Source organism: Streptomyces azureus (assembly GCF_001270025.1).
Taxonomy (GTDB): Bacteria; Actinomycetota; Actinomycetes; order Streptomycetales; family Streptomycetaceae; genus Streptomyces; species Streptomyces azureus.
In genome coordinates this window covers 393499-406077 of the sequence record NZ_DF968533.1, presented here as the reverse complement: position 1 = coordinate 406077, position 12579 = coordinate 393499, and the positions used below count along the sequence as shown (strand labels likewise).

9 protein-coding genes and 1 riboswitch are annotated in these 12579 nt (G+C 71.8%); of the genes, 6 read left to right on the top strand and 3 right to left on the bottom strand.

Annotation, left to right across the window (positions count from 1 at the left end):
* Positions 1-71 precede the first annotated feature (71 nt).
* The gene (locus AOQ53_RS39840; protein WP_059424974.1) at positions 72-1739 is read left to right on the top strand and encodes a DUF5691 domain-containing protein; all 1668 of its coding nucleotides are present in this window, start codon (positions 72-74) and stop codon (positions 1737-1739) included.
* Positions 1740-1867: 128 nt separating this feature from the next.
* On the opposite strand, the gene AOQ53_RS39835 is transcribed toward AOQ53_RS39840, so the two are convergent.
* On the bottom strand, positions 1868-2284 hold the full coding sequence (locus AOQ53_RS39835) for a cobalamin B12-binding domain-containing protein (protein WP_059424972.1): 417 nt from the start codon (positions 2282-2284) through the stop codon (positions 1868-1870).
* A 500-nt stretch (positions 2285-2784) separates the two neighbouring features.
* Here AOQ53_RS39835 and AOQ53_RS39830 point away from each other — a divergent pair, with 500 nt between their 5' ends.
* Together AOQ53_RS39830 and AOQ53_RS39825 are read left to right on the top strand one after the other, a co-directional pair.
* A complete protein-coding gene (locus AOQ53_RS39830) occupies positions 2785-3648 on the top strand; it encodes an esterase/lipase family protein (protein ID WP_059424970.1) in 864 nt (287 codons plus the stop codon).
* 219 nt (positions 3649-3867) lie between these two features.
* On the top strand, positions 3868-5406 hold the full coding sequence (locus tag AOQ53_RS39825) for a M23 family metallopeptidase (RefSeq protein WP_078945719.1): 1539 nt from the start codon (positions 3868-3870) through the stop codon (positions 5404-5406).
* A gap of 49 nt (positions 5407-5455) precedes the next feature.
* Here AOQ53_RS39825 and pcrA read toward each other — a convergent pair whose 3' ends face one another.
* The gene (gene pcrA / locus AOQ53_RS39820) at positions 5456-7960 is read right to left on the bottom strand and encodes a DNA helicase PcrA (RefSeq protein WP_059424966.1); all 2505 of its coding nucleotides are present in this window, start codon (positions 7958-7960) and stop codon (positions 5456-5458) included.
* A 290-nt stretch (positions 7961-8250) separates the two neighbouring features.
* Positions 8251-8424, top strand: a riboswitch (cyclic di-AMP (ydaO/yuaA leader).
* A gap of 8 nt (positions 8425-8432) precedes the next feature.
* On the opposite strand from pcrA, the gene AOQ53_RS39815 reads away from it, so the two are divergent.
* A complete protein-coding gene (locus AOQ53_RS39815) occupies positions 8433-9608 on the top strand; it encodes a C40 family peptidase (RefSeq protein WP_059424963.1) in 1176 nt (391 codons plus the stop codon).
* Positions 9609-9719: 111 nt separating this feature from the next.
* The gene (locus AOQ53_RS39810; protein WP_059424961.1) at positions 9720-10733 is read left to right on the top strand and encodes an SLAC1 family transporter; all 1014 of its coding nucleotides are present in this window, start codon (positions 9720-9722) and stop codon (positions 10731-10733) included.
* Here the strand turns inward: AOQ53_RS39810 and AOQ53_RS39805 are convergent.
* Positions 10711-11064 (bottom strand): hypothetical protein, encoded by a 354-nt coding sequence (locus AOQ53_RS39805; protein WP_059424959.1) that lies wholly within the window; start codon positions 11062-11064, stop codon positions 10711-10713. The two genes, AOQ53_RS39810 and AOQ53_RS39805, sit on opposite strands and share 23 nt — an antisense overlap.
* A 424-nt stretch (positions 11065-11488) precedes the next feature.
* Here AOQ53_RS39805 and AOQ53_RS39800 point away from each other — a divergent pair, with 424 nt between their 5' ends.
* Positions 11489-12556 carry a C40 family peptidase gene (locus AOQ53_RS39800; protein ID WP_059424957.1) on the top strand — a complete coding sequence of 356 codons (1068 nt, stop codon included), beginning with the start codon at positions 11489-11491 and terminating at the stop codon, positions 12554-12556.
* Positions 12557-12579: the final 23 nt, after the last annotated feature.

The following is a 12579-nucleotide window of genomic DNA, read 5'->3' as shown; positions in this document are numbered from 1 at the left end:
TCAGGCATCCCGGGACAACCGGTAAGAGTGAGCCTTCAACCACCTCCGGGCGCCCCATGGAAAGGAAGCTCATGAACAGGACCTCCGCTCCTGTGGACGCGCCCGTGACGGGCGCCTGGGAGGGGCTCGTCACCACGGCACTGCTGGGCACGGACCGGCGCACCCCGCCAGGCACCGGGCCGGGCCCGGAGGCACCGGTGGCCCTGCTGGACGCGGCGGCCGCGGAGACCGTACGACGACGGGCCGGTCTGCGTCCGGCGCGGGCGGCGGAGCGTCCGCAGCCGGCCCCGGAGGACCCGCGTCCGCCTCTGCCGCCGGCGGCTGCCCGCAGACTCGCGCTGCTGCTGGCCGACCGCCCCGGCGCGTCCGGCGGCAGCCGCCGGGGCACCGCGCCCGACCTGACGGAGCTGCTGCCCCAGTGGCTCGCGGCGGCCAACGCCCGTGGCTTCGCACCGCCTCCGCAGATGCTTCCCGCGTTGCTGGACGCGGCCCGGGGGCGTACCGACCTGCGTCCGGCGGCGCTGGAGTTCGCGGGGCCGCGGGCCCTGTGGCTGGCGCGGCTGAACCCGGACTGGCGGTTCGCCCTGCGCTCGACACCGGGCGGCGGTGCGGCCCTGCCGCATCTCGAGGACGACGACAGCGTCCGGCAGCTGTGGCAGGAGGGGCTGTTCGCCGAACGGGTCGCCCTGCTGTCCGCCCTGCGCTCCCGCGACCCTGCCGCCGCGCGCGATCTGCTCGCGACGACCTGGTCGACGGAACGGGCCGAGGACCGGCTGATGTTCCTCGACTCCCTGCGCACGGGCCTGGGCCCGGACGACGAGCCGTTCCTGGAGCAGGCCCTGGCCGACCGCAGTCGCAACGTCCGGGCGACGGCGGCGGAACTGCTGTCGGCGCTGCCCGGTTCGGCGCTCGCCGCGCGGATGGCGGTCAGGGCGGAGGCGTGCGTGGCCATCGACCACACCCAGACCGTCCAGGCAGCAGGGATCGCTGCGGCTTCGGGAGCCACTGCGGCCACGCCGACGATCGCCGTCGAAGCGCCGCAGCAGTGCGATCCGGACATGGAGCGCGACGGCGTCGTGGCGAAGGCGCCCGCCGGGCGCGGGGAACGGTCGTGGTGGTTCGGCCAGCTGGCGGAGGCCGCCCCGCTCGGGACCTGGTCGCGGCGGCTGGGCGTACGGACACCCCGGGAGATCGTGGCCCTGCCGGTCGCGGACGGCTGGCAGGGCGAACTGCACGCGGCGTGGTGCCGGGCCGCCGTGCGTCAGCGGGACGCCGAGTGGTCGCGCGCGCTGCTCGGGGAGCCCTCGGCACCGGAGGCGGGCGGCCCGGGCGCGGTGTCCCTGGCCGAACGCGCCAAGCTGCTCGGCACGCTGGACGCCGCCGAGCGGGCCGACTGGGTGGCCGGCTTCATCGCGACGCACGGCCTGTCCGAAGCGTTTCAGCTGCTCGGGGTGTGCGCGGTGCCGTGGGCGCCGCCGCTCGGCCGGGCGGTGGTGGACGCACTCAACATCGCGCGGGACGCGGGGAGTTATCCATGGAGTTTCAGCGGAGTCATGGGCTTGGCCGAGCGCTGCCTGGACCCGTCCGAGGCCGGCCGCCTGGACGCCCTGCTGGCCGTACCGGACGAGCCGGAGAACGCGTCACCCGGCGCCGGAGGCTACTGGGCGGAGGCCTTTCAGCGCCTGGTCACGACGCTGCGCCTGCGCGCGGCGATGGCCGAGGAGCTGAACACTCCCTGACCCCGGCCCGCATCACGGAGCCGGCAGGAGCCGCAGCGGCCGAGCGTGTTGCCGTCACGCCAGAGGGCGACCACCCATCGACGACACCCCGGACCACCGGCCCGGAACCCGGCGCCACCGCCGGAGGCCTAGGCCCCGGCCGGCTGGCGTACGTTCGCCCGGACCCAGTCGACGATCGACGCCGTCGTCGCGCCGGGCGTGAAGATCTCCGCGACGCCCTTCTCCTTCAGCAGGGGAATGTCCGCCTCGGGGATGATCCCGCCGCCGAAGACCAGGATGTCCTCCGCGTCCCGCTCCTTGAGCAGGTCGATCACCGCCGCGAAGAGCGTGTTGTGCGCGCCGGAGAGGATGGACAGCCCGATCGCGTCGGCGTCCTCCTGGAGCGCCGTGTCGACGATCTGCTCGGGAGTCTGGTGGAGCCCGGTGTAGATGACCTCCATACCGGCGTCGCGCAGGGCCCGCGCGATCACCTTGGCCCCGCGATCGTGGCCGTCGAGCCCCGGCTTGGCCACCACCACGCGGATCGGACCGGCTGCCACACCCATCACTGCCTCCATGAAGCGACTACATCCATCCGTACCGACAAGTACCGCACAGATCGCGCACGCCGTACAGCACGGACACCCCGCCCCGAACCGTCCGGGCAAGTGAACGAACGTTATCTCCAGGATCCCGCAACCGGCAGTTTCGCGGTGCGGACCGAGGGGGAAATCACACGATGGGACAAGCGCAAGGGGAGCCGCGACGAAGTCGCCGTACCGCCGCCCCACCCACCACGCACAGCGGCGGTACGGCACTTCGGCGAAGGCACGCGGGACACGCAGGGCACGCACAGCACGCAGGGCAGACACGGCGCAACAGCGGGGAGCCTCGTCGCCACACCGACAGGGGACCTCGTCGCACCACGGGCGTCACATGCGCCACAAGCCGCGCTCCGTCCCCGCGGCTCACGCCGCTCACACAGTCGCCTGCCGTCTTCGCCGCTGCTTTCCACGAGGGCACACGGGGGGCGGCTGTCCTCCCGCGTGCCGACAGGAGGTCGGCCATGAAGGTCACCGGGGCTGTTCTGCCCTTTCTTCCGTTCTGCCAGCGTCTGCTGCCGAGCCGGCTGGCGGGACTCTCCCTGGCGCTCCTGAAGGCCACGGCCCTGGAGATCGCGATTCTGGCCGGGCATCTCCTCCTCTATCCCTCCGGCATCACGCAGGAGCGGCGGACCCCCGCCCCGGCCCTGCCCGCAGCCGGCGCCGCCCAACTGCCCACGGAGGCCAAGCCCCCGGTCGTCCTGCTGCACGGCTTCATCGACAACCGCTCGGTCTTCGTCCTGCTGCGCCGCAGCCTCGCCCAGCACGGCAGGCAGCAGATCGAGTCCCTCAACTACTCGCCGCTGACCTGCGACATACGCGCCGCGGCCGAGCTGCTCGGCCGTCATATAGAGGAGGTCTGCGAGCGCACCGGCGCGCCCCAGGTCGACGTCGTCGGGCACAGCCTCGGCGGCCTGATAGCGCGTTACTACGTGCAGCGGCTCGGCGGCGACACGCGCGTGCGGACCCTCGTGACACTCGGCACACCGCACTCGGGCACCCGAGTGGTGCCCCTGGCCAACGCGCACCCCATCGTGCGCCAGATGCGCCCCGGCTCACCGGTGCTCGAGGAGCTCACTCGGCCGGCCCCGGGCTGCCGTACGCACTTCGTCAGCTTCTGGAGCGACCTGGACCACGTGATGGATCCGCTGGAGACGGCCTGTATCGACCATCCCGATCTGACGGCTGAGAACGTGCGGGTGACCGGCATCGGCCATCTCGCCCTGCCTGTGCACCCCGCCGTCGCCAACGGAGTACGGCAGGTTCTCGACACGGCCCGCCCGGGTGAACCGTCCGCCGGCCGGACCGGCGGTCTGACGGTGGCCTGAGACTCGTCATACAGCCGACACGTAGCGTCGAAGCACCGACCAGCCTCGAACAGACTTCGAACACAGGGCCAAACCCGTGCCCGCAGTCCGCCAAAACACGGCCGAATGCCCGTTTCCTGCGCGCACGAAACCTGCCGAAGATTGTCGTGCCCGCGTACCGCCGGGTACAGTCGCCGCACTGCTCTGGCAGCCCCTGTTGTCGAGGCGAAAGAGAAGTTGGTGAACGACCGTCACCCGTCGGGGACCATGACCCCGGCTCCGGCTTCCGACGCCGACCCGGCGCACTACGCGTCGTACGGCACCCAGGAAGCCCAGTACGGCGACTTCACCACGTACGGCGACTACGCCGCCACCGGATTTGACACCACCGGTACGGACGGCACCGGTTTCGCCGCCACCGGCCACACCACCGCGACCTTCGCCAACGATCCCCTCTTCGGCGACATGCCGGGCAGCGGCCACGACACGGGCACGTACGACACCGGCCACTGGCCCACCGGCACGCATGAGAACCCGCACTACGACGCGTACGCGGCCCAGCACCACGCCGCCTACGACACCGGCGTCTACGACACGACGACCTGGACGGGCGAGCAGCAGCCGCTCTCGGTCATCCCGCCGCAGGCCACCTCCCCGGACGCCACCGGGCAGTGGGACGCCGGCACCTGGCTCCAGCCCGACCAGTCCGGCAATCCGGCCGACCCAACCCAGCAATGGGAATGGGGCACGCAGGCCTTCGACACCGGTGCCTACGACGCCACGCAGTGGAACACCGACGGCGCCGCCACACCGGCCCCCGACGCGTACGAGCAGCACGGCGAAACCTTCGAGCAGCACGAGACCGCGACGTTCGAGCAGGTCGCCTACGACGAAGCCGCCGGGGCGGCCTCTCACGACCCCGCCGCGGGCGACGGCGAGCCGGCCGCCACCGGCGAACTGCCCACCGTCGCCCCGCTCCTGGACGACCAGGAAGAGGCCGGCCCGCGCGCCGCCTCACGGGCGGCCTCGCGCGCCGGGTCCCGTTCCCGCCGCCGTACGCCCGCCAAGCGCTCGGCACTGATGACCATCGCGGTGCCCTCGGCGTGTGTGATGGGCGTCGCGGGGATCGCCGCCGCTTCCGTCGGCAGCCTCACCGACGACGGCGCCGTGGAGGCGCAGACGACCGCGGCGGACGCGCAGCCGGTGAAACCGGCCGCCGCCAACAACAAGCTGGACACACAGCTCCAGAGCCTCGCGGCCGGCGCCGACGACTTCGCCGACCGGGCCAGCCGTACGCAGGAGCGCATCGACCTCAAGGCCCAGCAGGCGGCCGAGCGGAAGCGGGCGGCAGAGGAGGCGGCCCGCAAGGAGCGGCTGCGCCCGAAGTTCGCCCTGCCGGTGGCCCGGCACGGACTCAGCGCCTACTACGGCCAGTCCGGCATCAACTGGATGTCTCTGCACTCCGGCATCGACTTCCCCGTCTCGTACGGCACGACGGTGATGGCCGCCACCGACGGCACCGTACGCACGCAGTGGAACAGCGCGTACGGCAACATGATGATCGTGACCGCGAAGGACGGCACGGAGACGTGGTACTGCCACCTCTCCACCTACACGGTCCCCTCCGGTACGACGGTGAAGGCCGGCGATCCGATCGCGCGATCCGGCAACTCCGGCAACTCGACCGGCCCTCATCTGCACTTCGAGGTGCGTCCGGCCGGCGGCTCGGCGATCGACCCGCTCCCGTGGCTGCGCAGTCACGGCATCGACCCGGCGTAACGTCCCGGCAGCCCCCGCCGGTCGCCCGGCAGGGGCTGGTCTCTCTGGCCTACAGCTTCTCCACCGGCGCGTACCGCAGCAGCAGGCGCTTCGGCTTGGTGTCCCCGAAGTCGATGGTCGCCTCGGCGTTCGCGCCCGTTCCCTTGACCGCGACGACGGTCCCGAGCCCGAACTGGTCGTGCGTGACCCGGTCCCCGACCGCCAGCCCCACGACCGGCTTCTCGGAGGTGCGGCGCGTGGCGAAACCGGACGCGCCCGACGCCGACGAACGCGAACGGGAAGAGGACAGCGAGGCCGCCACCCCGGAGACCGGCCCGGAGGACGCGGGCGCGGTCGCTCCCGTCCGCTTCCACTCCACGTAGGCCGGCGGGATCTCCTCCAGGAAGCGGGAGGGCGGGTTGTACGACGGCTGGCCCCAGGCGCTGCGCAGGGTGGACCGCGTCAGGTACAGCCGTTCCCGCGCGCGGGTGATGCCGACGTACGCCAGGCGCCGCTCCTCCTCCAGTTCCTTGGTCTGGCCGAGGGCGCGCATGTGCGGGAAGACGCCGTCCTCCATGCCGGTCAGGAAGACGACCGGGAACTCCAGGCCCTTGGCGGTGTGCAGGGTCATCAGCGTGATGACGCCGTCGCCGTCCTCCTCGTCGGGAATCTGGTCGGAGTCGGCGACCAGCGCGACCTGCTCGAGGAAGTCGGACAGCGTGCCCCCCGGGGCGGCAGCCCCTGGGGTCACCGTGTCCTCGCCGCGCTCCTGCTCGAACTCCATGGCGACGGCGGCGAGTTCCTGGAGGTTCTCGATCCGGGTCTCGTCCTGCGGGTCGGTGGAGGCCTGCAACTCGGCGAGGTACCCGGTGCGTTCCAGGACGGCCTCCAGCACCGTGGCCGGTCCGGCGCCGGACTCGACGATCGTACGAAGGTCCTCCATCAGCGTGTTGAACCGCTTGACGGCGTTGGTGGAGCGCGCGGCCATGCCGTACGCCTCGTCGACGCGCTTCAGCGCCTGCGGGAAGCTGATCTTCTCGCGCTGGGCCAGGGCGTCGATCATCGCCTCGGCGCGGTCGCCGATGCCCCGCTTGGGAACGTTGAGGATCCGGCGCAGCGGCACCGAGTCCTCCGGGTTGGCCAGCACACGCAGGTAGGCCAGGACGTCCCGGACCTCCTTGCGTTCGTAGAAGCGGACTCCGCCGACGACCTTGTAGGGCAGGCCGACGCGGATGAAGATCTCTTCGAAGACACGGGACTGGGCGTTGGTGCGGTAGAAGACGGCGACGTCGCCGGCCTTCGCCTCGCCGGCGTCCGTGAGGCGGTCTATCTCGTCGGCGACGAACTGCGCCTCGTCGTGCTCGGTGTCGGCGACGTAGCCGGTGATCTGCGCGCCCGTGCCCGCGTTGGTCCACAGGTTCTTGGGGCGGCGGGACTCGTTGCGCTCGATGACCGCGTTGGCCGCGCTGAGGATTGTCTGGGTGGAACGGTAGTTCTGCTCCAGCAGGATCGTCGTCGCGTCCGGGTAGTCCTCCTCGAACTGGAGGATGTTGCGGATCGTCGCGCCGCGGAAGGCGTAGATCGACTGGTCGGCGTCACCCACCACGCACAGCTCGGCGGGCGGGACGTCGTCCGGGCCCGGCGGTACGTCGACGGAGTGCTCGGAGGTGCCGACGAGCTCCCGGACGAGGGCGTACTGGGCGTGGTTGGTGTCCTGGTACTCGTCCACCAGCACATGGCGGAAGCGGCGGCGGTAGTGCTCGGCGACGTCCGGGAAGGCGCGGAGCAGGTTGACCGTCGTCATGATCAGGTCGTCGAAGTCGAGGGCGTTCGCCTCGCGCAGCCGCGACTGGTACATCGCGTAGGCCTGGGCGAGGGTCTTCTCGAAGCCGTCGGCGGCCTGGGCGGCGAAGTCCTCCTCGTCGATCAGCTCGTTCTTCAGGTTGCTGATCTTGGCGCTGAAGGACTTCGGCGGGAAGCGCTTGGGGTCGAGGTCCAGGTCGCGGCAGACCAGGGCCATCAGGCGCTTGGAGTCGGCGGCGTCGTAGATCGAGAAGGAGGACGTGAAGCCGAGCTTCTTGCTCTCGCGTCGCAGGATGCGCACGCACGCGCTGTGGAAGGTCATCACCCACATCGCGTTCGCCCGCGGGCCGACGAGGTGCTCGACGCGCTCCTTCATCTCCCCGGCGGCCTTGTTGGTGAAGGTGATCGCGAGGATCTGGCCCGGGTGCACCCCCCGCTCGGCGAGCAGGTGGGCGATGCGGTGCGTGAGCACGCGGGTCTTGCCGGAGCCGGCGCCGGCCACGATGAGCAGCGGGGAGCCGGAGTGGACGACGGCCGCGCGCTGGTTGTCGTTCAGCCCCTCCAGGAGGGCGGCGGTGTCCACCACCGGGCGCGGGGCGCCGTCGCGGTAGTAGGCGTCCCGGTCCGGGGGCACGTCGAACTTCCCGCCGAACAGATCGTCCGGAACCTGCTCCGGTACGTGATCGTCCTCGGGTGGCGGCGGGGGCTCGTCCGCGGGGCCCCGCTGGGCCTGGAGGTCCGCCAGGAAGCTGTCGTCAAAGAGGCTGCTCATCGCTCTCCGAGTCTAGGGCGCCCCACTGACAGCCCGCCGCCGCCCTGAGAACATCACCGAAAGACCCCCCTCGTCACCCTGTATCGCCGCATGATCACGGTGCGCTATGACCGTCACATTCATGGACGACTCGTGACCAACCCCCCGCGATCGATCACTCTCGGCGACGCTCCGGGATAAGGTCACAGAAATGTATCGGGCATATCACCCATCAACCTTCACAAGGGCCACACGAGTTGGCTACCGTGCGGGCAGGCCGCACGACCCCCTCCGGCGAACGTCGCCGGGCCGCGCGGCCACCGCCGAGTCCGGTGTGCCGCAGCGGCAGCCGGAGCCGGGGACCCAACCGAGAACTCTGGGGTGAATCGGCCCCACTCCCTTCGCGGAGACGGCCGTAGGGCAACCCTTCCGATGTACCCGCCCGAACCCGACAGCTAACCCGGTAGGCGGAGCATGGAAGGAGTCGCCTCCCTTGGCGTCGCACCGCAAGTCGCGTCCCGCGGGTACGCGCGTCGCAGGCATACGGACCCCCGCCCTCGCAACGGCGGCCCTCACGTCCGTGGCCCTGCTGTCCCAGTCGGCCAACGCCGCCCCCGAGGCCGACGACAAGCCGAGCCTGGAGGAAGTCGAGAAGAAGGTCGACGACCTCTACCGCCAGGCCGAGTCGGCCACCGACAAGTACAACGCGGCCAAGGAGAAGACCGCGAAGCAGCGCAAGCGGGTCGACACCCTCCTCGACGGCGTCGCGCAGCGAACCCAGAAGCTCAACGAGGCGCGGGAGAAGCTGGGTTCCTTCGCCGCCGCCCAGTACCGCACCGGCGCCTCCGCCCCGGACACGGCGACGTTCCTGCTCGCGGACACCCCGCAGGACTACTTCGACCGGACCCAGCTGATGGACCGGATGACCGGCCGTCAGAAGGTCGCGGTCGACGACTACGTCACCCAGCAGTCCGAGACGATGAAGAAGCGCCAGGAGGCCACCGAGAGCCTCGAGACGCTCAACGAGACGCAGGGCGAACTGAAGACGGCCAAGGCGACCGTCCAGCGGAAGCTCGCCGACGCGCGCGAACTGCTGTCGAAGCTGACCGCCGAGGAGAAGGCGCGGCTCGCGGCGATCGAGAGGGCGAAGCAGCAGGAGGCCGCCCGCAAGGCCGCCGAGCTGGCCCGGCAGCAGGCCGCACAGCAGCAGGCGCAGGAGGATGCCGCCCAGCAGCAGGAGAGCGGTTCGTCCTCGTCGTCGGGCTCGGCCTCGTCCTCCTCCTCGACGGCCCCGGCCGACTCCTCGTACGCCACCAAGGCCGAGAAGGCGCTCGCCTTCGCCCGCGCCCAGATCGGCAAGCCGTACGTCTGGGGCGCCGTCGGCCCCGGCTCGTACGACTGCTCCGGCCTCACCCAGGCCGCGTGGAAGGCCGCCGGTGTGACCCTGCCGCGCACGACCTACGACCAGGTCAACGCCGGCACCACGGTCTCCCTGGCCGACGCCCGGCCCGGTGACCTGGTCTTCTTCTACGACGACATCACCCACGTCGGTATCTACATCGGCAACGGGATGATGATCCACGCCCCGAAGCCCGGCACCTATGTGCGCGAGGAGTCGATCTACTACGACGGCGAGTCGTCGATCCACAGCGTGGTGCGGCCGGCCTGAGGGCCCGTACGTCACCGAGGACACGCGCGCGTGAGGGCGCTCACGCGTTTTTGAGGAGCACGCGCGCGTGCCCCGCAGGGAACGGACGCGGCGCCTCCTAGCATCGGCTCCATGCCCGGCCCCTCCCCCTCCGCCGCCTGGTGGGCGCAGCGAGCGCCGTCCGCGAGCGCCGCCGTGCTGGCGACCGGCACCCTGGCGGTCGGTCTGGGTCTGGCGGGGTACGGCGTCCTCTCCCGGATCACCCTCGGCCTGGCCTGCGCGGCCTGGCTGATGCTCGCCGCGGACTTCACCCTGCGGCTGCTGCTCGCCGGCACGAGATGGCGGGCGTACGCGGCGGTGCCGGGCCTCCTGGACACCGTGGCGACGGCCGCCCTCACCACCGTGGCGGCGACGGCCGTCCTGGGCACCGGCTTCTCGGCGGCCGGCTCGCAGTCCCTGGCGGCGGCCCTGCTGGTGCTGGCCGTGCTGCTCTGGCCCGTGCCGCCGGCCCTCCCCGCGCAGGACGGGGAGCGGCGCCGGCCCGGGACGGTGTTCGCGCGCTGCATGGCCACGCAGGGACTCGCCGTGCTCGGCGCCACGCTCGCCGCGGCGGAGTCGGCGGCCTGGCTCGCGCACGCGGCGCTGGTGCTGTTCTGGCTGGGGCTCGTGCTGTACGTCCTCGCCCTGGCCCGTTTCGATGTGCGGCAGGTGGCCGAGGGGCGCGGCGATCACTGGCTCGCGGGCGGGGCGCTCGCCATCTCGGCGCTGGCCGGGGCGCGGCTGATCAGCTCCGACAGCGCACGCATGTACCTGTGGAACGACGACGACCGCGGCGTCCTGCGCCATGTGACGGTCGTGCTGCTCGTGCTCGCACTGGCCGGCTGCGCCGTCCTGCTCGCCGCCGAGTTCCTACGGCCCCGGCCCCGTAACGACATCCGCCGCTGGGCGACCGTGTTCACCTGGGCCGAGACGGCGGCGGCGGCACTGGCCGTCGCCGCCGCCCTCGACGTCTCCTGGCTCGACGGCCTCGGGGAGGTCCTGCTGTGGGTCGCGGTGGCCGCGTGGCTCGGGGCCACCGCATGGGCGGTCGCCTCGGCCCGGACCTACGTCCTGCCCGGCCGGATCAGGTCCAGAGGACGGCGATGAAGATGTTCGCCGTGGTCAGCGCCCCGACCAGGCCGAACAGGCCCTTGTCCACCTGCTCGTCGTCCCGTTTCACGTAGACCAGGCCGAGGATCACGATCAGCAGGGCCAGCTTGACGCCGATCTTGATGTTGTTCACGGTCTGGTCGTCGGCCTGGTTGAGGCCGACCAGGATCACACCGGTGACCAGCATCGTCAGCGCGCCGTGCAGCATCGCGGGGGTGTAGCGGGCGGTGCCCGCGCCCATCGCCTTCATCTGGGTGAGGAAACCGCCCAGGAGGGCTGCGATGCCGATGATGTGGAGGCCGACGAAGAGGTGGATGAGTACGTCCATGAGGCCGGAGCCTAATCAGGGGCTCCACAGCCGCCCGACACCGGCCCGTCGGACGCATATATGCGCCCTATAGCACTCGCCCGCCGTCCCGCGCCCATGATTCGGCGCATCGGTCATCACGCTGAGTTAAGCCGACGGCGGCGAGACCAGGTCACGGTCGCATACGGTCACCGCCGGTCCTCTCGGGACACTTCCGCGCACCCGCCACCGGGCCGCCGCGACAAGCTTTAGCGTCCTCCCCCAGGTGCCCGGCTCCCCACCGCCGCCCGGGCCAGGGGCGGCAGTCGGACACCACCGCCGAGAAGGTCCGGCGGCGGTCCGCTTCCCCTGTGCGGGCCGTCGCCGGACGCGCACGCCGCCCGTCCGCTCCCCCTGGCGGCCGTACGCACCCGTCGGCGGTCGCAGGAAAGGACGTGGCCCCCAGGTGGCAGCGCATCGCAAGCCCCGCCAACGCTCCGCGAACGGCAACAAGGCCCGTACGGCCGCCACGATCGCCCTCGCGGGCGCGGCGACCGCGACGGGCTTCGACGGCACCGGACACGCCGAACCCGAGCTCACCCCCGGTCAGGTCAAGGCCAAGGTGCACGAGCTGTACCAGGAGGCGGAGGTCGCCACCGAGAAGTACAACGGCGCGAAGGAGAAGGCAGAGGCGGCCGGCCAGCGGCTGAAGGACCTCCAGGACCAGGCGGCACGCAAGGAGGCGCGGCTCAACTCCGCCCGCGATGCACTGGGTTCGGTCGCCGCCGCCCAGTACCGCGGGGGCGGCATCGACCCCGCGGCCCAGCTCGCCCTGTCCGACGATCCCGACCGGTACCTCCAGAACGCCGAGTTCGTCGAGCGGGCCGCCAACCGGCAGCACGCCGACGTCGCGCGCGTACGCCGGCAGCTCCGGGAGATCGAGCAGCTGCGCGGGGCCGCCCGCATCGAGCTGACCTCCCTGAAATCACGGCAGACGGAGCTGAGACGGCACAAGAAGACGATCACCGGCAAGCTGGGCTCCGCGCGTCAGCTGCTGTCCCGGCTCAGCGCGCAGGAACGTGCCCGCATCAGCGACGCGAGGGGCACGGACCGCGCCTCACGCTCCTCGACGGGCGCCCGTGACAGCCTCGCCGCCCCCGGGCCCGTCGACACGCAGGCGCCCAACGCCCGCGCGGCCGCCGCCGTCTCGTACGCCTACCAGAAGCTCGGCAGCCCCTACGTCTGGGGCGCCACCGGCCCGAACGCCTTCGACTGCTCGGGGCTCGTCCAGGCCGCGTACCGCTCCGCGGGCGTCTCCCTGCCCCGCACGACGTACTCCCAGATCGACGCGGGCCGCCGCGTCTCCCGCTCCGAACTCCTCCCCGGCGACCTGGTGTTCTTCTACGCCGGCATCAGTCACGTCGGCATCTATGTGGGCAACGGCCGGATGATCCACGCCCCGAACCCCTCCGCCCCGGTCCGGGTCGCCCCGCTCGACGAGATGCCGTTCACGGGCGCCACCCGGGTGGTGTGACCGGGCGTGGCCACAGCACCTTC

Bases quoted from the DNA above. Each gene is read 5' to 3' on its own strand.
- AOQ53_RS39835 (WP_059424972.1), bottom strand. From the start codon at position 2,284: ATGGGTGTGGCAGCCGGTCCGATCCGCGTGGTGGTGGCCAAGCCGGGG.
- AOQ53_RS39840 (WP_059424974.1), top strand. From the start codon at position 72: ATGAACAGGACCTCCGCTCCTGTGGACGCGCCCGTGACGGGCGCCTGG.
- AOQ53_RS39810 (WP_059424961.1), top strand. From the start codon at position 9,720: ATGCCCGGCCCCTCCCCCTCCGCCGCCTGGTGGGCGCAGCGAGCGCCG.
- AOQ53_RS39830 (WP_059424970.1), top strand. From the start codon at position 2,785: ATGAAGGTCACCGGGGCTGTTCTGCCCTTTCTTCCGTTCTGCCAGCGT.
- AOQ53_RS39805 (WP_059424959.1), bottom strand. From the start codon at position 11,064: ATGGACGTACTCATCCACCTCTTCGTCGGCCTCCACATCATCGGCATC.
- pcrA (WP_059424966.1), bottom strand. From the start codon at position 7,960: ATGAGCAGCCTCTTTGACGACAGCTTCCTGGCGGACCTCCAGGCCCAG.